Consider the following 20856-nt stretch of genomic DNA (forward strand, 5'->3'; position numbering starts at 1 on the left):
AGGACACCATGTTACAGACACTCACTATCCGCGACTTCGTCATTGTCGATCAACTCAACCTCGAGTTTGATCGCGGCTTTACCGTATTGACCGGCGAAACCGGTGCGGGCAAATCCATCCTGATTGATGCGCTCTCTCTGGCACTTGGTGCAAGAGGCGAGGGTGGCGTGACCCGTAGTGGGTGTGATCGCGCCGATATCAGCGCCAGTTTTGACATTGCGGGTTTGCCTGATTTGCAGCAATGGCTGGATGAACATGAGCTGCCGTCGGATGACCAGCAGCTGTTGTTGCGCCGTGTGATTTATGCCGATGGTCGCTCCAAGGCTTTTATTGGCGGCATGCCGGCAACCGTGCAGCAATTGCGTGAGGCGGGCGAATTTCTGGTCGATATTTACAGCCAGCATGCCCATCATTCGCTGCTCAAGACCAGTTATCAGCGCCAGACCCTGGATCTGTATGCCGGGCAATCGGCCTTGGCGGCAGATGTCGCACAGCACTTTCATGCATGGCATGCCTTGCATGAGCGGCGCCTGGCGGCCGAGCACAATGCCGCAGCTTATGCTGATGAACTGGCGGAGCTGCGTGATCAGCTCCGCGAGCTTGGCCAACTTGCGCCGGTGGCCGATGAGTGGGAGCCCTTGCAGCAGGAGCATGCACGGCTATCCAATGGTGCTGGCCTTATTGCTGGCGGGGAGGCGTGTCGGCAGATATTGAGTGAAGGTGAATATTCCGTCATGCCGCAACTCAGCGCATTGCAGCATAAATTGCAGGCGCTGGTCGAGCTGGATGAAACCCTGAAGGAAGCGGCCGATACGCTGGATTCCGCCATCATTCAGCTGGAAGAAACTGACCGATCATTGAATCGCTATTTGCAGCGTACCGAGCTGGATCCTGAACGCCTGGCCGAGGTGGAGTCGCGCATTCAGGCCTTGCACGGCATGGCGCGCAAACATCGCGTCCGGCCGGAAGAGTTGACCGATCTGATGGCGCAATGGCAGCAGCGCATGGCCGAGCTTGAATTGATGGTCGATGATGGTCAGCTGGCGCAGCAGGAAAAGGCCGCGTGGCAGTCTTATCATGACCTGGCTCAGCGCTTGAGCAAGGAACGTCAGGTGGCGGCGCAACGTCTGTCCGCATTGATCAGTAACGAAATGCAGCGGCTGTCGCTTTCTGGCGGACGCTTCGAGGTGGCGCTTGCTGAGCAGCAGGCATCTGCGCAGGGGTTGGAGCAGGTGGAGTTTCTGGTCGCCGGGCACGCCGGTACGGCGCCAAGGCCATTAAGCAAAGTGGCATCTGGCGGTGAATTGTCACGTATCAGCCTTGCCATTCGCGTGGTGACTGCGCAACAAGGCGATATTCCCACCATGATTTTTGACGAAGTGGATGTCGGTATTGGCGGTGGGGTGGCGGAAATAGTCGGCCAGTTACTGAAGCAGCTGGGGCAGGAACGTCAGGTGCTGGTGATTACCCATCTTCCACAGGTCGCCGCCCAGGGGCAGCAACACCTGCGCGTGAGCAAGCGTCAGCAGGATGGATTAACCCTGAGCCGGATTGATCCTTTGAGTGCGAATGAACGTATCAGTGAAGTGGCGCGCATGCTGGGTGGCGTGGATATTACCGAAACCACCTTGCAGCACGCGGCCGAGATGCTGGCTAAAGCCTAGCAATTACTTGGGTTGGCAGGGCTGTTTGGTGCAGACGCCATAGATGTACAAGGAATGGTCCTGAATGGTAAAACCGCGTTCGGTGGCGGCCATTTTCTGACGCTTTTCAATTTCTTCATCAAAAAACTCTTCTACACGGCCACACTTGATACAGACGATGTGGTCGTGGTGACCGCCCTGATTCAGTTCAAACACGGCCTTGCCGCTTTCAAAGTGATGGCGGATCAGCAGGCCAGCCTGCTCAAACTGGGTAAGCACGCGGTAGACGGTGGCGAGGCCTACATCTTCACCAGTGGACAGTAATATCTTGTAAACATCTTCTGCGGACAAGTGACGGTCTTTGCTGTTTTCGAACAGGCTCAACACCTTCAGTCTCGGCAGGGTCGCCTTCAGTCCGGCATTTTTTAATTCATCGGGTTCACGCATGATTTCGGTACTCAACTAGTATTTGGGATGTTGGTGTTCTGGCGTCTGGCTGTCATGGTATATTAACGCCATTTCCAGCCAAAGTCATGGTAATGCGCTACACAATTCTCTTACTGACCTTTTTATGTGCCGCCTGCAGTTCGGCATTTCCGTCGTTCAAGCCCTATCGCATGGACATTCAGCAGGGCAACATTGTCACCTCCAAAATGTTGATGCAATTGAAGCCCGGCATGAGCAAATCGCAAGCGCGATTTGTGATGGGGACCCCGCTTTTGCAGGATAGTTTTCACGGCGATCGCTGGGATTACTTCTATCAATATCGCAAGGATGGAAAGATCATTCAGCAGCGTCGCGTCATTCTTGAGTTTGAGAACGAACAGCTGAAGCGTGTTCGTGGCGATACTATCCCGGCAGGTGTTGATCCCACGGTGCCTGAGTTGCAGCGTCGCTCAGTGGAGCCAGAAAAAGGCTTGTGGGACCGTCTGAAATTCTGGAAGTCGGATGAAGCTGCCACGGCTGGCGCTGCAGCTGCGACTGCCCCCGCCGTGGCCGAGACGCCATCCAGCAAGGATGCGCTTGACCCCATGCTGGTCAATCCACCTGCTTCGTCGCCAGCCCGCCCATCCGATGTAAGTGACCCGGCTGAGCCTATTGCACCAGCGGTAGTGCAGGATGCACCTGCTGCCGCACCGGCGCCAAGCAAGCAAGTGCCAAGCAAGCCAGCGGCAGCAGCTCCCGCCGCTACTCAGGCTGCCCCTGCCAAGCAGGCTGCCCCGGCGGCCTCGGGCAATGCGACTTCAGCGCCTGCTGCCAAGTCTGCACCTGCCAAGGCGGCTCCAGCAGCAGCTTCCAAGCCTGCGCCTGAAGAGGATTTGCCGCCAGAAGAAGACCCTGGCTACTTTGAGCGCATGCTGGAAAAGATTGGTTTCTAATACGCTTCGCCACTAGCGTGGCGGCATTAATGTGTAATTTGGGCAGACCTCCGACGGGAGGTCTGTTTTGTTTTGTGAGGATGTCATGAAAAAACTGAATGTAGTGATCGCGGGTTGCAGTGGGCGTATGGGCTATGCCCTGCTTGAAGGGGTGTTTGCCGATGAGGCTTTGCAATTGCATGCCGCTCTTGACCGCTCGGACAGTCCTCAGTTGGGGCGTGACGCAGGCGAACAATTCGGCCGTAAAACCGGTGTGCTGATCAGTCACGATATTGCGGCAGCATTGGCCGGGGCAGATGTGCTGGTGGACTTTTCGCGTCCTGAGCCCAGCTTGCAGTATTTGCAAGCTTGCCGTCAGGCAGGGGTTGCCATGGTGATTGGCACGACCGGATTTACACCTGAGCAAAAACAGCAGATTGAAGCGGCTTCGGCGGATATCGCGGTGGTATTTGCTCCCAATATGAGCGTGGGCGTGACGCTGCTGATCAATCTGGTCAAGGAGGCAGCCAAGGTGCTGTCCGAAGGTTACGACATTGAAGTTATCGAGGCACACCATAGACACAAGGTGGATGCGCCGTCTGGCACGGCCTTGAGGCTGGGCGAAGCCGCGGCCGAGGCGTTGGGGCGCGATCTCGCGAGTTGTGCGGTGTATGGCCGGGAAGGCGTGACAGGCGAGCGGGATCCCAGCACCATTGGGTTCGCCACCGTGCGTGGCGGTGATGTGGTTGGTGATCACACCGTATTGTTCGCCGGTATCGGGGAGCGTGTGGAGCTGACGCACAAGGCGAGCAGTCGCGCCACCTTTGCGCTGGGTGCGTTGCGCGCAGCCAAATTTCTGACGGGGCGCAGTAGCGGCTTGTTTGATATGCGGGATGTCTTGTCGCTCAAGTAAGCAGGCACCGCGCACGTATTGCCTCTTTTTGCGCAGTGTTGACCGGGTTTGAGCAAGCCCACTGCAAGAAGCTGCTAATTCATGTTGAAGTGAAAGGTCGCGTTGAAGAGAGTAGCCTTTTAGGCTATAATCTTGAAACTTTACAGGCGGGATAAGTTCGAACTTGTCCCGCTTTGCACATCCGCTGTTATCTTAGCGTCAACATTGAAAAACAAGGGGTTAGAACGTGCCGCAACACACACCAGCCATGTTGGTTCTTGCTGATGGAACTGTGTTTCGTGGTATTTCGATTGGTGCCCAAGGCCATACGGTTGGCGAGGTGGTGTTCAACACTTCCATTACGGGCTATCAGGAAATCCTCACTGATCCTTCCTACACCAAGCAGATCGTCACCCTGACTTATCCGCATATCGGCAACGTCGGTGTTAATACCGAAGATGTCGAGTCCGGTCAGGTATATGCCAGTGGATTGATCATCCGCGACCTTCCTTTGACGGATAGCTGCTGGCGCAGTCAACAAACACTTTCCGATTATCTGGCTGCCAATAATGTGGTGGCGATTGCCGATATTGATACCCGCAAACTGACACGCATTCTGCGTGAAAAAGGCGCCCAGGCTGGTTGCATTATTACCGGCGAGGCTGATGAAGCCAAGGCGATTGAATTGGCACGTGCTTTCCCTGGCCTTGCTGGCATGGACCTCGCCAAGGTAGTCAGCTGTACCCAGTCTTATACCTTTGATGAGGGGGAGTGGGTGCTGGGTTCGGGGTATGCCAAGCCTGAGGCCAGCCGTTACCATGTGGTCGCGTTCGACTATGGCGTCAAGCGCAATATCCTGCGCATGCTGACGGCCCGCGGTTGCAAGGTGACGGTGTTGCCAGCACAGGCTTCTGCAGAAGATGCTTTGGCTCTGAATCCTGACGGTATTTTCCTTTCCAATGGCCCTGGTGATCCTGAGCCTTGCGATTATGCGATTGAGGCTATCCGTACCGTCGTTGATCGTGGTGTGCCCACGTTCGGCATCTGCCTTGGCCACCAGTTGCTGGCTTTGGCGAGTGGTGCGCGTACCTTGAAGATGAAGTTTGGCCATCATGGCGCCAACCATCCTGTGCAGGATGCCGACGACCAGCGCGTATTCATTACCAGCCAGAATCACGGCTTTGCGGTGGATGCCAGCTCGCTGCCGGCTAACCTGCGGGCTACGCATGTATCACTGTTTGATGGCAGTCTGCAGGGCATTGCCCGTACTGACAAGCCAGCATTCAGTTTCCAGGGGCACCCGGAAGCAAGCCCGGGCCCTGTGGAAATGTCCTACCTGTTTGATCGATTCATCAACATGATGGAAAAGCAAAAAACAAATTAACCGCCGGGCTGCGCCACGCATGCCAGAAACCGGCGTGCAGTGGTGGGTTTCGGCGCTCACCAGCGGTTTAAAGAACATATGGCAAAACGTACAGACATCAAATCCATCCTCATCATAGGCGCTGGCCCGATCGTGATCGGCCAGGCTTGCGAGTTCGACTACTCTGGCGCTCAGGCTTGCAAGGCTTTGCGTGAAGAGGGTTACCGCGTCATTCTGGTGAACTCGAATCCTGCCACCATCATGACCGACCCGGAAATGGCGGATGCGACGTATATCGAGCCCGTCACCTGGAAAATGGTGGAAAAGATCATTGCCATTGAGCGTCCGGATGCCTTGCTGCCGACAATGGGTGGGCAAACGGCCTTGAACTGTGCCTTGGATCTGGCCAAACATGGCGTGCTGGAAAAATACAATGTTGAGCTGATTGGCGCTTCAAAAGAAGCGATCGACAAGGCGGAAGACCGCGAGAAATTCAAGACAGCCATGACCAAGATCGGTCTGGGCTCTGCGCGTTCATCGGTTGCCCATAGTCTGGAAGAGGCATTGCAGGTACAAGCCAGTATTGGCTACCCAGCGATCATTCGTCCATCGTTCACCATGGGCGGCAGCGGCGGTGGTATTGCTTATAACAAAGAAGAGTTTCTTGCCATATGTGAACGCGGTCTTGAGGCATCGCCTACGAGCGAGCTGCTGATTGAAGAATCGCTGCTGGGCTGGAAAGAGTACGAGATGGAAGTGGTCCGCGACAGCAAGGACAACTGCATCATCATCTGCTCCATCGAAAACCTGGACCCTATGGGCGTGCACACGGGTGACTCCATCACCGTGGCACCAGCGCAAACGTTGACTGATAAAGAATACCAGATCATGCGTAACGCCTCGCTGGCGGTATTGCGCGAAATTGGTGTAGACACTGGCGGCTCCAACGTACAGTTCGCCATCAATCCTGACGACGGTCGCATGATCGTCATCGAAATGAACCCACGCGTATCGCGCTCCTCTGCCTTGGCCTCCAAGGCAACGGGCTTCCCGATTGCGAAAGTGGCTGCCAAGCTGGCGGTGGGTTTCACGCTCGACGAACTGCGCAATGAAATCACCGGTGGCGCGACTCCAGCCTCGTTTGAGCCCTCGATTGACTACGTTGTCACCAAGATCCCCCGTTTTGCCTTTGAGAAATTCCCGCAGGCCGATTCACGTCTGACGACGCAAATGAAGTCTGTTGGTGAAGTCATGGCCATTGGCCGTACCTTCCAGGAGTCTTTCCAGAAAGCCCTGCGCGGCCTGGAAGTAGGTGTTGATGGCCTGGACGAAAAAACAACCGATACAGACCAGATCAACAAGGAGCTGGGCGAGCCTGGTCCTGAGCGCATCTGGTATGTGGGCGATGCATTCCGTGCTGGCATGACCGTAGAGCAGGTGCATCAGCTTTCCAAGATTGATAAGTGGTTCCTGGTGCAGATTGCCGATCTGATCGCGCGCGAAGAGGCACTGAAGGGCAAGGGCCTGGCGGATCTGGACAAGAATCTGCTGTTCCAGCTCAAGCGCCGCGGCTTCTCTGACCGTCGCCTTGCCAAGTTGCTGGGCACCGATCAGCACGCGGTGCGTGCCTATCGCCAGGCACTCAATGTGCGCCCGGTCTACAAGCGCGTGGATACTTGCGCTGCCGAATTCGCGACTGATACCGCTTACATGTACTCGACGTATGAAGATGAGTGCGAAGCGCAACCGACCAGCAACAAGAAAATCATGGTGCTGGGTGGCGGTCCTAACCGTATCGGTCAAGGCATCGAGTTTGATTACTGCTGTGTGCACGCGGCGTTTGCCATGCGTGAAGATGGTTACGAGACCATCATGGTCAACTGTAATCCGGAAACCGTTTCTACCGACTATGACACCTCTGATCGTTTGTATTTCGAGCCGCTGACGCTGGAAGATGTGCTGGAAATCGTGGCACTGGAAAAACCGGTTGGCGTGATCGTGCAATATGGTGGCCAGACACCACTGAAGCTGGCACGTGATCTGGAAAAAGCCGGTGTGCCGATTATCGGCACCAGCCCTGACGCCATTGACCGTGCTGAAGACCGTGAGCGCTTCCAGCAAATGCTGCAGGAACTGGGCCTCAAGCAGCCGCCTAACCGCACTGCACGTACACCGGAAGAAGCCATTCGTCTGGCGCAGGAAATTGGTTACCCATTGGTTGTGCGTCCATCCTATGTGCTGGGCGGCCGTGCCATGGAAATCGTGCATGAGCAGGCGCAACTTGAGCGCTATATGCGCGAAGCCGTTAAAGTTTCCAATGAATCCCCCGTATTGCTGGATCGCTTCCTGAACGATGCATTGGAAGTGGACGTGGACGCGCTGTCGGATGGTGAAGATGTGATCATCGGCGGCATCATGGAGCACATTGAGCAGGCAGGCGTGCATTCTGGTGACTCCGCCTGTTCGCTGCCGCCTTACAGCCTGACCCAGGCGATGCAGGATGAACTGCGCGTGCAGACCGTGCAGATGGCCAAGGCTCTTGGCGTGGTCGGCCTGATGAATGTGCAGTTCGCGATTCAAGGCGATGTGGTTTATGTGCTGGAGGTGAATCCACGTGCTTCGCGTACCGTGCCTTTCGTCTCCAAGGCCTGTGGCTTGCAACTCGCCAAAGTGGCTGCGCGCTGCATGACGGGCGTGACCCTCAAGCAGCAAGGTGTCACCAAGGAAATCGTGCCGCCGTATTACTCCGTTAAGGAAGCGGTATTCCCCTTCATCAAGTTCCCTGGCGTCGATACCATCCTTGGCCCGGAAATGAAGTCGACGGGTGAGGTCATGGGCGTAGGCAAGACCTTTGCCGAGGCGTTTGTGAAATCCCAGCTGGGTTCCGGCACCAAGTTGCCCAAAGCGGGCAAGGCCTTCATCAGCGTGCGTCGCGAAGACCGTGAGAAGGTCATCGAGATTGCACGCTCACTGGCAAACCTCGGCTTTCAACTGGTGGCGACTAAGGGTTCTGCGGCAGCGCTGGCTGACGCTGGCCTCAAAGTCACTCCCGTCAACAAGGTGGCCGAAGGTCGTCCGCATATTGTCGACATGATCAAGAACGGCGAGATCAGTTTTATTGTCAATGTGACGGAAGACAAAAAAGCCGTGGCGGATTCCTATGAAATTCGTCGCAGTGCCTTGCAGCAAAAGGTAACGTATTACACCACCCTGGCCGGTGCCAAGGCTGCGTGTATCGGCATGGCGCATATGCAGGAACTGGAAGTACAGTCCTTGCAAAGCTTGCATCAGCAGCTTACTCAGTCATAATATAGACCTACACAAAACCACGCCTTCGCCTCCAGGCTGAAGGTGTGGTTTTTGTTTTATAGTTTGCAATGGTAGAGAAAAGAATATGAATCAAATCCCAATTACAGTAAACGGCGCGGAACTGCTCAAGCAGGAGTTGCAACGCCTTCGCAGCGTTGACCGTCCCAATGTGATTCAGGCAATTGCCGAAGCGCGTGCCCAGGGCGATTTGTCGGAAAATGCGGAATACGATGCCGCCAAAGAGCGTCAAAGCTTTATTGAAGGTCGTATTGCCGAGATCGAAGCCAAGCTGTCGAACGCCATGGTTATTGATCCCAAGACGCTGAATGCGGAAGGTCGTTGCGTATTTGGCGCTACCGTAGAACTGGAAGACCTGGATAACGGCGATGTATCCACCTACCAGATCGTGGGTGATGACGAAGCGGATATCAAGAAGGGCAAGATTTCCATTGGTTCCCCCATTGCACGTGGTTTGATCGGCAAGACCGCAGGCGATGTTGCTGAAGTGATGGCACCTGGTGGTTTGCGCTCTTACGAAGTGCTGGATGTTCAATACATTTAAGGGGCGGGAGCGCTAGATGGGTGCCTGGTCAGACAAGCTTGCATTACTGGTGATTACCCTGTGGGTAGGCGCCTTATGGGCAGTCGGCTATCTTGTAGCCCCTACGCTATTCAGCGCCTTATCTGATCGTCAGCTGGCAGGTAGCCTTGCTGGCAAAATGTTCACACTGGTGGCTTACATCGGGGTGGGCAGTGCGTTTTATCTGTTGATTCATCGCCTGGCGAACTTTGGTACCACTGCGCTCAAGCAAGGTTTTTTCTGGGCGGTGGTTGTGATGCTGATACTGACCCTGTTCGGCCACTTTGGTATCCAGCCGCTGATTGCCCAATTGAAGGCGCAAGCCATGCCGGCAGATGTCATGCACAGCATTTTTGCCAGCCGTTTCAAAGCATGGCACGGCATTGCCAGTATTGCTTACCTGATTGAAAGTCTGCTGGGCCTGGTACTGGTGTTGAAGGCCAGAGAGTAATCCCCGGCCTTTGTGTTTCGGCTAATCAGGCGAAGCTGATTTTCGGATTTTCGCCCTGGCGATAGATCACCAGTTGCTTGCCGATATGATGGATGGCGGTGGCATTGGTTTTTTCGCAGATTTCTTGCAGCATGCTGACGCGGGCTGCCCGATCATCCCCGAATACCTTGATCTTGATCAACTCATGCGCCTTGAGGCTGACTTCGATTTCCTTGAGGACGGTGTCAGTCAGGCCATTGTTGCCTATCATCACAACCGGGTTCAGGTTGTGACCCAATGCGCGCAGATGGCTAATTTGTTTGGAGTTCAGTTCAGGCATATCATCTCGTGATGTTGGCGGAATACACGCTCCATCCAGAGGGTATCCCTTTGATTCAAAAAGGCCCGCAGTCTATCACATGCCATCATTCCTACCAAGAAGTACTATGCTTACACCATGAAAAGAACCAGAACCAGCAAGGGCTGGATGCAGGAACATGTCAACGACGAGTTCGTGAAACGGGCACAACGTGACGGTTATCGGGCACGCGCGGCCTACAAGCTCATGGAAATCGATGACAAGGATCAGCTGATCAAGCCTGGCATGACCATCGTTGACCTCGGGGCGACCCCTGGCAGCTGGTCACAAGTGGCGGTGCAGCGTTTGAAAGGGCAGGGCCGCATCATTGCGCTGGACTTGCTTGAAATGGCGGCAATTCCGGGTGTGGACTTTATCCAGGGCGATTTTCGTGAAGACGCTGTGCTGTTGCAACTGGAAGAAAAATTAAATAATCGTCCCATAGACCTTGTAATTGCCGACATGGCCCCAAATATATCCGGTATAAGTTCTGTCGATCAGGCGAATGCGGCTTATTTGACGGAACTTGCTCTGGAATTCAGCCTGAAATGGCTGAAACCGGGGGGTAATTTTCTGGTCAAAGTTTTTATCGGTTCGGGGTTTGACGAGATCATGAAAACCATGCGACTCGGTTTCGATAAGGTGGTGACCCGAAAACCAAAGGCCTCTCGTGATCGTAGCAGTGAAGTCTATTTGCTCGGATTGAAGCGCAAAGCCGATTGATTGGCGCCTGCGCAAGCGATCAAAATAGGTTTAGAATGAAGTTTGCTGCCTTTATTAGTTAAGGATGTGATTTTGAACAACATCGTCAAGAATATTGCAATTTGGGTGATTGTCGCCCTGGTGCTAATGACTGTCTTCAACCAGTTTGGCTCCAAGACCACTGCAGACAGTCAGGTTGTCTACTCGCAATTCATCGACCAGGTTAAACAGGGCCAGATTGCCAAAGTGACGATTGAAGGCCGCGTATTGCGCGGTGTCACCAACGAAGGCCGCAAATTCAATACTTATGCGCCTTCTGATCCATGGCTGGTGTCCGATCTGCTGAAGAATAACGTCACCGTTGAAGCCAAGCCGGATGAAGAGCCATCGTTGCTCATGAATATTTTCGTGTCATGGTTCCCCATGCTGCTGCTAATTGGCGTCTGGGTGTTCTTCATGCGCCAGATGCAAGGCGGCGGCAAAGGCGGTGCTTTCTCTTTCGGCAAGAGCAAGGCGCGCCAGCTGGATGAGGCCTCCAACCAGACCACCTTCGCCGATGTCGCAGGTTGCGATGAAGCCAAGGAAGAAGTTTCCGAGCTGGTTGAGTTCCTGCGTGATCCTACCAAGTTCCAGAAACTGGGCGGCCGTATTCCCCGTGGCGTATTGATGGTGGGCCCTCCTGGTACTGGTAAAACCTTGCTGGCCAAGGCGATTGCCGGTGAAGCCAAAGTACCATTCTTCACCATCTCCGGTTCCGATTTCGTTGAGATGTTTGTCGGTGTAGGTGCGGCACGTGTGCGTGATATGTTTGAGCAAGCCAAGAAAGCTGCTCCCTGCATCATCTTTATTGATGAAATTGATGCCGTAGGTCGTCATCGTGGCGCCGGTACCGGCGGTGGTAACGATGAGCGCGAGCAGACACTTAACCAGATGCTGGTCGAGATGGATGGCTTTGAGCCTAACTCGGGCGTGATCGTGATTGCCGCGACCAACCGTGCGGATGTGCTGGACAAGGCATTGCTGCGTCCAGGCCGCTTTGACCGTCAGGTCATGGTGGGGCTGCCGGATATTCGTGGTCGCGAGCAGATCCTGCTGGTGCATATGCGCAAGGTGCCGATTGATGCGGATGTGAAGGCCGATATTCTTGCCCGTGGTACCCCTGGTTTCTCCGGTGCGGATCTTGCCAATCTGGTGAACGAAGCTGCCTTGTTTGCCGCTCGCCGTAACAAGCGCACGGTAGATATGCAGGACTTTGAAGATGCCAAGGACAAGATTTTCATGGGTCCCGAACGCAAGTCTATGGTCATGCGTGAAGAAGAGCGTCGCAACACCGCTTATCACGAGTCCGGCCATGCGGTGGTAGCCAAGCTGCTGCCCAAGGCTGACCCCGTGCACAAAGTCACCATCATGCCGCGTGGCTGGGCGCTGGGTTTGACCTGGCAGCTGCCAGAGCATGACCGCATCAGCAACTACAAGGACAAGATGCTGGAAGAAATTTCCATCCTGTTTGGTGGCCGGATTGCAGAAGAAATCTTCATGCATCAGATGTCCACTGGTGCGTCGAATGACTTTGAGCGTGCCACCAAGATGGCCCGTGACATGGTGACGCGTTTCGGTATGTCCGATACCCTGGGCACCATGGTGTACGTGGATAACGATCAGGATTCCATGTTTGGCCGCATGTCCGCCAAAACGGTTTCTGAAGCCACGCAACAAAAGGTGGATGCTGAAATCCGTCGTATTCTCGACGAGCAATATGCAGTTGCACGCAAGCTGCTGGAAGATAATCGCGACAAGGTGGAAGCCATGACAGCCGCGTTGCTGGAGTGGGAAACCATTGATGCCGAGCAGATCAACGACATCATGGCAGGCAATGCCCCACGCCCACCCAAGGTATTGCCGACGGTGAACCGCCATACCACCAGTGATACTGGCAGCTCTGGCCCAACGGCAACACCTGCACCACAGCCTGCGGCCAAGTCCGAATAGTTTTCCTTCATTGTCAAAGCCATATTCTTCGCAAGTGGAATATGGCTTTCTTATTTTTTAGCTTATGAAATTTATCTGCGGTCGTTACCAACTGGATCTTTCGCGCCCCCATGTCATGGGCATCGTCAATGTCACGCCTGACTCTTTTTCGGATGGTGGCAAATACTCCTCTACCGAGCTCGCGGTAGCGCATGCCATTGAACTGGTCGAGCAGGGGGCAGACATCCTTGATATAGGCGGCGAATCCACCCGCCCGGGGGCAACGCCAGTCTCGCTGGAGGATGAACTGCAGCGCGTGTTGCCAGTGATCGAGCAATTGGCAAAGCGCGTGGATGTGCCGCTTTCGATTGATACCTACAAGCCGGAAGTCATGCGGGCCGCTATCGCCGCCGGCGCCGATATCGTGAATGATGTCCGTGCCCTGCAGGAGCCACATGCGCTCGAGATTGTGGCGGCAAGCAATGTTGGCGTTTGCCTCATGCATATGCAAGGCACGCCGCAGACCATGCAACTGGAACCGCAATATGAGGATGTGGTGGCTGAGGTCGCCGGTTTTCTGCAAAGCCGCTTGCAGGCGGCTCAGGCAGCCGGGATAGCAGCCGAGCGCATCACGCTGGATCCGGGCTTTGGTTTCGGCAAGCGTACTGTGCATAATATTGCCCTGCTGCAGCAATTACCGGTATTGCAGGCGCTGGGCTATCCTTTGCTGGTTGGTCTTTCGCGCAAATCTGTGCTGGGCAAAATTACAGGTGAGGATGTCGACTCCCGTCTGTATGCCAGTCTCGCTGCCTCCGTGATTGCCACCATGAAAGGTGCTGCCATTGTGCGGGTGCATGATGTCAAAGCCACCGCGGAAGCTCTGAAAGTGGTGGCAGCCGTCCGCTAGACTGATGCCCTGGATCATGTTTCAGCTGTGGCTGACAGGTATTAGTTGCAAAGCATGCTTCACGATGACGTTTTACATGCGTCAGGTTTTTTGAAAGTTTAGGGAATGACAAGAAAATATTTTGGTACCGATGGCATACGTGGTCGTGTAGGGGATGCCCCCATCACGCCGGATTTTGTCATGCGATTGGGCTATGCCGCTGGACGGGTGCTGACTGGCCTCGATAGTCACCTGGCAAAGGATGCCCATCCGACCGTATTGATCGGTAAAGACACGCGGATTTCCGGTTACATGCTGGAGTCCGCCTTGCAAGCCGGTTTGTCTGCTGCGGGCGTGGATGTATTGCTGACCGGCCCCATGCCAACGCCAGCTGTGGCGTATCTGACCCGTGCCTTGCGCGCGCAGGCGGGCATTGTGATCTCGGCCTCGCATAATCCCTTTGAAGACAATGGCATCAAGTTTTTCTCCGCCGAGGGCACCAAGCTGCCGGATGAGGTTGAGCTGGCGATTGAAGCGGCGCTGGATCAGCCATTGCAGGTGATGCCATCGGCCGGTCTGGGCAAAGCCAAGCGCATCACCGATGCTGCGGGCCGCTATATTGAATTCTGCAAGAGCACCTTCCCTGCGGCGCTGGATTTGCGCGGTCTGCGCATAGTGCTGGATTGTGCCAATGGCGCGACCTATCACGTCGCCCCGCCCGTGTTTCACGAGCTGGGGGCCGAAATTGTCACCATCGGCTATCAGCCAGATGGCCTTAACATCAATCTCGACTGTGGTTCTACCCACCCGCAAGCCTTGTGCCGTGCGGTGATTGAGCACAAGGCGGATCTGGGCATCGCGTTTGATGGCGATGGCGACCGGGTGGTGATGGTGGACAGCCAGGGCCGTCTGCTGGATGGTGACCAGTTGCTGTATATCATTGCCAAGCAGCGCAAGCAGCGCGGCCGTCTGGACGGGGGCGTGGTAGGCACGCTGATGACCAATCTGGCGCTGGAACATGCCCTGGCAAAGGCCGATATTCCTTTCCTGCGCGCCAAGGTCGGCGACCGCTATGTGCTGGAACTGCTGAATGAGCAGGATTGGCAACTGGGCGGCGAAAACTCCGGCCATATCCTCTGCCTGGACAAGCATAGCAGCGGTGACGGCATCATTGCCGCCTTGCAGGTGCTGCATGCCATGCGTACCGCTGGCTGCAGTCTGGATACACTAGGCGCAGGCCTGACGCTGTATCCGCAGGTGCTGATCAATGTCAAGGTCGCCGGCAAGGTGGATCTGGCGGCACAGCCTGCCATCCAGCAAGCCGTGGCAGATGCCGAGCAGCAATTGCAAGGGCGCGGCCGCGTGCTGTTGCGCCCATCGGGTACCGAACCCAAAATCCGCGTGATGGTGGAAGGCGAAGACGGTGCGCTGGTGCAGCGTCTGGCCGAGCAGATCGCCGCTGTAGTACAAGCCCAGTTAGCCTGATAGACATGGCCTGGCCGACATGCAGTGATGCTGCGTGTCGGCTTGTTGCCGGCGCTGCCTCAGCCAGCGCTGCATCGTCTTTCATTCATCACTGGTGATGGTCAACGCATTTACCGTCATCATCCCGTCATACTTGCATGACATGCTTGCCCACGTAAAACCAAGTTAAATCATCATTAACCTCGGTGAAGTGGAGGTCAACATGCAAAGAATGCATCTGGTCATAGACCGATTCAACAAACTGGATAGTCGCCTGTGTGTGCGAGCCAATCGCACCTCGCGCTTTATGGGCGTGCGACTCTTTTTCCGCCTGGTCAGTCGGCTGGGCGATGGTGTTTTCTGGTACACCGTCATGCTGGGCATCGTCTTGAGTCACGGTGCAGATGGCATTCTGCCCGCCTTGCACATGGCGCTGGCAGGGCTGACAGGTACCTGCGTATACAAATGGCTCAAGGGCAAAACCCTGCGTCCACGTCCTTATGAAGTGCATCAGGATATCTGGTTGACCGGCAAGCCGCTGGATCGCTTCAGCTTTCCTTCCGGACATACCCTGCATGCCGTGGCGTTTTGCACGGTGGGCCTGTTCTACTACCCGGCGCTGATGCCCTTGCTGTTGCCGTTTACGCTGATGGTCGCCTTGTCACGCGTGGTATTGGGCTTGCACTACCCTAGCGATGTACTGGCTGGTGCCGCGATTGGCGCCACCATCGCGATGATCTCCATCGCTATCGTTTAGCGCATCGTTTACCGCAACACTGAAGCACAAAAAGCGGCGCCTCATGCGTCGCTTTTTGCTTTTGCAGCTTGCGCCTGGGCCTTGAGTGCTCGGGGTGATACACCGTACTTTCGTTTGAATGCGCGGCTGAAATGCGATAAATCGTTAAAGCCCCATTTCATCGCAATGTCGGAAACTGCCAATCCCGTCTGGCGGGCGCCAAGAACATCCTGATGCGTTTTTTCCAGCCGCCGCTCCCATACATAGCGCATGAGCGAGGTCTCTTCTGCCGCCAGCAATTCGTTGATATAGCGGGAAGACAGCCCGGTGGCCTGCGCGATCATCTGGCTATCCAGCTGCGGATGGGCCAAGTGTTTTTCCACGCAGGATTTGATGTTGTAAAGCGAGAGTGAGCGACTGCGCGATAGCTGGCTGGCGGGTGGCCTTATTTCCTGCAAGGCCAGGGTAAACAGATCGAGCGCATTATCCGAGAGCGCATCAAATGCCAGCTGCGACATGCCCGTTGCCTGACTTGCGCTGGCACGCATGAAGTCGGCGGCCACGGCACCTATGCCCTTGCTTCCCGGGATTTTTATGGCGGTACAATGTTCAACGCCCGCCAGCTTTTGCCGCATTAATTCTCTGGGGATGGAAATGATCAGCTTGGAAAAGCTGCCCGGGCAGGTGATACGGTGTGGCCTGGTCGCATCGTAAATCGTCATGTCACCGGGACTCAGGAACACTTCGCGCCCTGCTTGTTCCAGCATGTATTCGCCGGAAAGCAGGACCACGCCGAAGTAGGCATCCTGACTGGAAAGCAGGGGCTCTTGCGGCAGGCGTTTCAGCTTGATGGCATTGGAGCGAATGCAGGACAGCCGCAGTTGCTTCCAGGTGTAAATGTCCATCTCATTCAGCAGCGGCACATTGCGTGGTGGGGTGATGTCAACATGGGCATATTCCCGGCCGATGATCTCTTTTAGCCACTCATGCCTGTGCCAGGGCGAGATATCCTCGGTGGACAAATGGATGGCCGTTGGCGGTTGCAGGCTCTCTGTCTCAGCGTCATGCGGTTTCACTCGGCGACCTCATCCTGTTGATGTTCTGTAGATGGTAAGCATGCTCCGCATGTCTGTAAATTGCCATACCACCGTTGCAGTCAAGTTTTGCATCCTTTGCAGCAAAGTATGCCGCAACAAGCTTGATTACACTTTGCGCTATCTAAAACAGCACAGGGACGAGATACATCATGCAACAACAAGATGCACGACATGCCGGCAATATCGTATTGCTCCGGGGCGCCTGCCTTTGGCTATTGATGGCCCTTTTGCTGGCCTGGTGCATGGTCGGCTTGAATTTTGGCGTAGACCCGCTGAAAGCGATCTTTGCCGGGAAGTTTACGCGGCTGTTGCAGGCGCATATTGATTTTCTGCTGATGACGGCGCTGATACTGGGCGTATACGCAGCGCGCGTCAGCTTGCCATGGACTGTGCGCTGGGCCATGGTGGTGGGAGCATTTACCAATTCCAGCCTGTTTTTGCTGATGGCGATTTTTCCGGTGCTGGATAATCCTAATCAGCCGCCACCGATGATATTCACCGTTTACCTGCTAGCCAGTGTATTGACCACCAGTTATGGCTTCGGCAAAGCAGCGGTGCTGGTATTGCGATCTACCTTTAAGGAGTAGTCTGCTCCCTGGGTGCAGCGATGATGGCTGGATTAATCCCCGGCCAGTTTGCTGAAATACGTGATGGGAGCAGGGTGCAGATGTTCCAGATGCTGCCGGCAGGCGGCGCGCCATGCATTCAGCTGCGCTGCATCCAGGTGGCGCAGCTCGGCCTCCCAATGCGGCTGTATGCCTTGCAGCACGATATGGATATCCTGAATCGCCGTTTGGGTCTTGGCGATGTAATACACAAAGTGCTTGAACACGCGTCTATCCAGCATGCGCATGCTGCGGTAGATCATGCCTGGCAGCCTTGAAAATCGCAGCAACCTGTCTGCCTTGCCCAGTCGCCGCAAGGCTTTCTCGGTATGCTGTGGCTCACAGCCAAAGCTGGGGGAAATAAAGGCGGCCAGCGCGTTGGCGTGGCAATCAAGCAGTTTGCCCGGCGTATGGGCCATCAAGGGTGCCAGGTGGGCGTCCATCGCCCATTCCGAGGCAATGTGCGTCATCATGCTGTTTTCCATCCACATGGCTTCGTGCGCCGGTACAAAGTGATTGTGCGCGATGACATCCACATACAGGTGGCTGGCATAGCCGATCGCGATGGCGGTTTCTTCATCGGTGCGGGCGCGGCTCAGCAGCCCATAGGCATGGCGCCACTGGTGGGTTTCTCTAAAGGTAGGAGACACTAGCGACAGATCAGGCAGGCAGGCACCGGCCATGACCAGCTCGGGAAAACGTTGTATGGCCTGACGCAGACGCGGGTCAAGCAAGGGCATGGCCCAGAGCAGGGAGTGGGCGAAATACAGGTGGGTCACCAGACCCCAGGCATTGGCATCCTGTGATTGCAAAACCAGGGGCAAAAGCCAGAAGACCTTACCAAGATTTGCGTGCCTTTTCATGCTGCCTAATGTCGCTTCAGGGCATGATGGCCTTGTGACAATTATATGATTTTATTGTGACAGGCCTTTGCGGGCGTTCGGGTTTGCTATACTGCCGCGCTGATGTCTGTTACGCATCATTGATGATCGCTCGCTAAGGAAAGCAACATGGAAAGTCCATACAAGGGAAAAACCGGATTACGCCGCCTGACCAATGCATTCGGCTACTCCATGGCCGGGCTGAAGGCCGCCTACACCAATGAAGATGCCTTCCGTCAGGAAGTGCTGATGACCATTGTCCTGGTGCCGCTGGCCCTGTATCTGGGCGAGAGTGGCATTGCCAAGGCTGCCATGATCGCCAGTGTGTTGCTGGTTGTGATTGTCGAGCTGCTCAATTCGTCCATCGAAGCCACGGTGGATCGCATCTCCCTCGAAAACCACATGCTTGCCAAGCGCGCCAAGGATATCGGCAGTGCGGCGGTACTGATCAGCCTGATCAATCTCGCCGTGGTCTGGCTGCTGATTCTGCTAGGCTAAACGCTTCAACTCTCCCGGCTGTCTGGCTGAATTAATGCCAGAGCTGGGGGCTTAATAACCGCAGGCCCACGCTGAGCCAGCGATCCTCATTGCCCTGGTCCATGCGGTTACCATACGTCGTGTCTATCTGCACACGCTCTCGCACCAGCCAATAGCGCAAGCCTACCTGATAAAAAGGGTGCTCACGGTCATCCCCAAATACTTCCGCGATGGCCTGCAATCGTTCGTTCAACCGCGTTTCTGACCCCACTCCCCAGGTCAGCTTGTTCTGGTGCTCGGCTTTTTCATGCAGCCAGCCCAGATTCACATGCAGTATCAGCGCATCATTTGCCAGTGAGAAACTGGCAGGCATATACGCATAGGCATCGCCCAGCATGCTGGATTTCTCATCCACACTGGGATGACGCGCATGCCCCACCACCAGACCGATGCCGTAATTGTTGGTTGTGAGCGGGCGAAAAAGGGTTTTGGCCTGCAGAATGACATCCGTGGTATTGGAGTCGCCATCTGCGCGGGTCAGGGCGCCGCCATAGGTCAGCTCCAGGTTCTCGCCGACATTGCAGCCTGGCAGCGCCCAGTATTCGTCACTGTTGGCATTATGTTTGGTCCAGGTTTCCAGCTGACAGCTGCGCGGGTCCACGACGCGCGCATCGTCGGTGATCATGGGGCGGGCTGCGTGGGCGGCTAGCGGTAACACCAGCAGCACTGCTAGCAAGGGGCGGAGTCGTTTCATGTTGGAATTCCCTGATAAGCGGCTGCATTATAAACATGCAATATGACGTCTGCATTGCAATTCACATAAGCGTCATAAATCCTCTGTATCTTGCCAACAAAGCGTTATATGCGTGTTGCGAGAGGCAGATGTGAAGATTTTATTTATTTCCGATGTGTATTTTCCCCGTATCAATGGGGTGTCGACGTCCATCCGGACCTTTGTCGGGCAGTTGCAGGAACTGGGTCATGAGGTGCATCTGATCGCCCCGGATTATGGCGTGCAAACGGAAGATGAGCACTGGATACGCCGTATCCCCGCGCGTACCATTTATTTTGATCCGGAAGATCGTCTGATGAAATATGGCGCCGCGCTGGACAAGCTTATGGAACTGCGCGCCGAGAATTACGACCTCATCCATATCCACACGCCATTTGTGGCCCACTACCTGGGGCTGAAGCTGGGACGTTTGCTGGATGTGCCTTGCGTGGAAACCTACCACACTTTTTTTGAAGATTATCTGCATCACTATCTGCCATGGATACCCAAGGCCATGGCAAAAGGGCTGGCGCGCATGGTGTCGAGACAGCAGTGCAATGCGGTGCAGGCCATTGTGGCGCCTTCGCGGCCCATGCTGGATGTACTGCGCCAATATGGCATCAACAGCACGGCCGAGGTGATACCCACCGGTTTGCAACCCCATAGTTTTGCGGATGCCGATGGCGCAGCATTTCGCACTAAATATGGCATCGCCCAGGGCCGTCCGGTCGCGCTGTTTGTGGGGCGTGTGGCCTTTGAGAAAAATATCGCCTTTCTGGTCCGCATGCTCACGCATCTGCGTCAGCAACAGCCCGATGCCTTGCTGGTGATTGCCGGAGAAGGCCCGGCAGAGGATAGCTTGCATGCCATGAGCAAACAGCTGGGCCTGCAGGACAATATCCAGTTCATCGGCTATCTGGATCGTGAGAAAGAACTCAATGCCTGCTATCGGGCGGCGGATGTCTTTGTATTTTCATCCAAAACCGAAACCCAGGGCCTGGTGCTGCTGGAAGCCATGGCACAAGGCACGCCGGTGGTCGCGTTGGCGGAGCTGGGTACCAAATCCATCCTGATCGAAGGCGAGGGCGCCTTGATTGCGCCGGAAGATGAACAGGTGTTTGCCGAGAAAGTACGCTGCCTGTTCAGTGACGAGGTCAAGCGCAAGCGCCTGGGCGAGTCCGCCCGGCAATATGCGGCCAAGCGCTGGACCTCGCGCACGCAGGCAGAACGCATGCTGCAGTTTTACGAACAGCTGATTTCGGCCTGAGACTGGCAGCTTGCCTATAACGGCTGGGGCGGCGCTGACGACCCACATGCAAAAATAGATTGATCGCC

The 20856-nt window shown here is 55.4% G+C and carries 20 protein-coding genes; 15 read left to right on the forward strand and 5 right to left on the reverse strand.

Features of this window, described 5'->3' with window-relative positions; all coding sequences use genetic code 11:
• Positions 1-8: 8 nt before the first annotated feature.
• Entirely contained in the window at positions 9-1664 is a 1656-nt protein-coding gene (gene recN / locus ACWWD9_RS04835) for a DNA repair protein RecN (protein ID WP_455867901.1), read from the forward strand.
• Between the two features lie 3 nt (positions 1665-1667).
• On the opposite strand, the gene fur is transcribed toward recN, so the two are convergent.
• Complete coding sequence (gene fur, locus ACWWD9_RS04840; protein WP_013442667.1) at positions 1668-2090, reverse strand: ferric iron uptake transcriptional regulator; 423 nt, start codon at positions 2088-2090, stop codon at positions 1668-1670.
• A gap of 92 nt (positions 2091-2182) precedes the next feature.
• Between fur and ACWWD9_RS04845 the strand changes: the two genes are divergently transcribed.
• The 6 genes from ACWWD9_RS04845 to ACWWD9_RS04870 all read left to right on the forward strand — a co-directional run bounded on the left by ACWWD9_RS04845 (position 2183) and on the right by ACWWD9_RS04870 (position 9596).
• Complete coding sequence (locus ACWWD9_RS04845; protein ID WP_455867902.1) at positions 2183-3022, forward strand: outer membrane protein assembly factor BamE; 840 nt, start codon at positions 2183-2185, stop codon at positions 3020-3022.
• An 85-nt stretch (positions 3023-3107) separates the two neighbouring features.
• Positions 3108-3914 (forward strand): 4-hydroxy-tetrahydrodipicolinate reductase, encoded by an 807-nt coding sequence (dapB, locus tag ACWWD9_RS04850; RefSeq protein ID WP_455867903.1) that lies wholly within the window; start codon positions 3108-3110, stop codon positions 3912-3914.
• 247 nt (positions 3915-4161) lie between these two features.
• On the forward strand, positions 4162-5277 hold the full coding sequence (carA, locus tag ACWWD9_RS04855) for a glutamine-hydrolyzing carbamoyl-phosphate synthase small subunit (protein WP_369750486.1): 1116 nt from the start codon (positions 4162-4164) through the stop codon (positions 5275-5277).
• 78 nt (positions 5278-5355) lie between these two features.
• Positions 5356-8565, forward strand: coding sequence for a carbamoyl-phosphate synthase large subunit (gene carB / locus ACWWD9_RS04860; RefSeq protein WP_015830490.1), 3210 nt, complete (start codon positions 5356-5358; stop codon positions 8563-8565).
• Between the two features lie 85 nt (positions 8566-8650).
• Positions 8651-9127: a transcription elongation factor GreA gene (greA, locus tag ACWWD9_RS04865; RefSeq protein WP_455867904.1), complete on the forward strand. Its 477-nt coding sequence runs from the start codon at positions 8651-8653 to the stop codon at positions 9125-9127.
• Positions 9128-9143: 16 nt separating this feature from the next.
• The gene (locus ACWWD9_RS04870) at positions 9144-9596 is read left to right on the forward strand and encodes a DUF4149 domain-containing protein (protein ID WP_013442661.1); all 453 of its coding nucleotides are present in this window, start codon (positions 9144-9146) and stop codon (positions 9594-9596) included.
• A 25-nt stretch (positions 9597-9621) separates the two neighbouring features.
• Here ACWWD9_RS04870 and yhbY read toward each other — a convergent pair whose 3' ends face one another.
• Positions 9622-9915, reverse strand: a complete 294-nt coding sequence (gene yhbY, locus ACWWD9_RS04875) for a ribosome assembly RNA-binding protein YhbY (protein WP_455867905.1) — start codon at positions 9913-9915, stop codon at positions 9622-9624.
• Positions 9916-10032: 117 nt separating this feature from the next.
• Here yhbY and ACWWD9_RS04880 point away from each other — a divergent pair, with 117 nt between their 5' ends.
• The 5 genes from ACWWD9_RS04880 to ACWWD9_RS04900 all read left to right on the forward strand — a co-directional run bounded on the left by ACWWD9_RS04880 (position 10033) and on the right by ACWWD9_RS04900 (position 15710).
• Positions 10033-10656, forward strand: a complete 624-nt coding sequence (locus tag ACWWD9_RS04880; RefSeq protein WP_041362249.1) for an RlmE family RNA methyltransferase — start codon at positions 10033-10035, stop codon at positions 10654-10656.
• A gap of 72 nt (positions 10657-10728) precedes the next feature.
• On the forward strand, positions 10729-12624 hold the full coding sequence (gene ftsH / locus ACWWD9_RS04885; RefSeq protein WP_455867906.1) for an ATP-dependent zinc metalloprotease FtsH: 1896 nt from the start codon (positions 10729-10731) through the stop codon (positions 12622-12624).
• A gap of 64 nt (positions 12625-12688) precedes the next feature.
• Positions 12689-13510: a dihydropteroate synthase gene (gene folP, locus ACWWD9_RS04890; RefSeq protein WP_455867907.1), complete on the forward strand. Its 822-nt coding sequence runs from the start codon at positions 12689-12691 to the stop codon at positions 13508-13510.
• A gap of 105 nt (positions 13511-13615) precedes the next feature.
• On the forward strand, positions 13616-14974 hold the full coding sequence (glmM, locus tag ACWWD9_RS04895) for a phosphoglucosamine mutase (protein WP_455867908.1): 1359 nt from the start codon (positions 13616-13618) through the stop codon (positions 14972-14974).
• Positions 14975-15176: 202 nt separating this feature from the next.
• Positions 15177-15710, forward strand: coding sequence for a phosphatase PAP2 family protein (locus ACWWD9_RS04900; RefSeq protein ID WP_015830484.1), 534 nt, complete (start codon positions 15177-15179; stop codon positions 15708-15710).
• A 41-nt stretch (positions 15711-15751) separates the two neighbouring features.
• On the opposite strand, the gene ACWWD9_RS04905 is transcribed toward ACWWD9_RS04900, so the two are convergent.
• Complete coding sequence (locus ACWWD9_RS04905) at positions 15752-16765, reverse strand: AraC-like ligand-binding domain-containing protein (protein WP_455867909.1); 1014 nt, start codon at positions 16763-16765, stop codon at positions 15752-15754.
• A 170-nt stretch (positions 16766-16935) separates the two neighbouring features.
• Between ACWWD9_RS04905 and ACWWD9_RS04910 the strand changes: the two genes are divergently transcribed.
• A complete protein-coding gene (locus ACWWD9_RS04910; protein WP_015830482.1) occupies positions 16936-17373 on the forward strand; it encodes a hypothetical protein in 438 nt (145 codons plus the stop codon).
• Between the two features lie 32 nt (positions 17374-17405).
• Here the strand turns inward: ACWWD9_RS04910 and ACWWD9_RS04915 are convergent, their stop codons facing one another.
• A complete protein-coding gene (locus ACWWD9_RS04915) occupies positions 17406-18254 on the reverse strand; it encodes a zinc dependent phospholipase C family protein (protein WP_455867910.1) in 849 nt (282 codons plus the stop codon).
• Between the two features lie 147 nt (positions 18255-18401).
• Here ACWWD9_RS04915 and ACWWD9_RS04920 point away from each other — a divergent pair, with 147 nt between their 5' ends.
• The gene (locus tag ACWWD9_RS04920; RefSeq protein WP_455867911.1) at positions 18402-18770 is read left to right on the forward strand and encodes a diacylglycerol kinase; all 369 of its coding nucleotides are present in this window, start codon (positions 18402-18404) and stop codon (positions 18768-18770) included.
• 31 nt (positions 18771-18801) lie between these two features.
• On the opposite strand, the gene ACWWD9_RS04925 is transcribed toward ACWWD9_RS04920, so the two are convergent.
• Positions 18802-19503 (reverse strand): hypothetical protein, encoded by a 702-nt coding sequence (locus ACWWD9_RS04925; RefSeq protein WP_455867912.1) that lies wholly within the window; start codon positions 19501-19503, stop codon positions 18802-18804.
• A 130-nt stretch (positions 19504-19633) separates the two neighbouring features.
• On the opposite strand from ACWWD9_RS04925, the gene ACWWD9_RS04930 reads away from it, so the two are divergent.
• Positions 19634-20788: a glycosyltransferase gene (locus tag ACWWD9_RS04930; protein ID WP_041362244.1), complete on the forward strand. Its 1155-nt coding sequence runs from the start codon at positions 19634-19636 to the stop codon at positions 20786-20788.
• Positions 20789-20856: the final 68 nt, after the last annotated feature.

It is taken from the genome of Methylovorus sp. SPW-M1 (assembly GCF_053848825.1).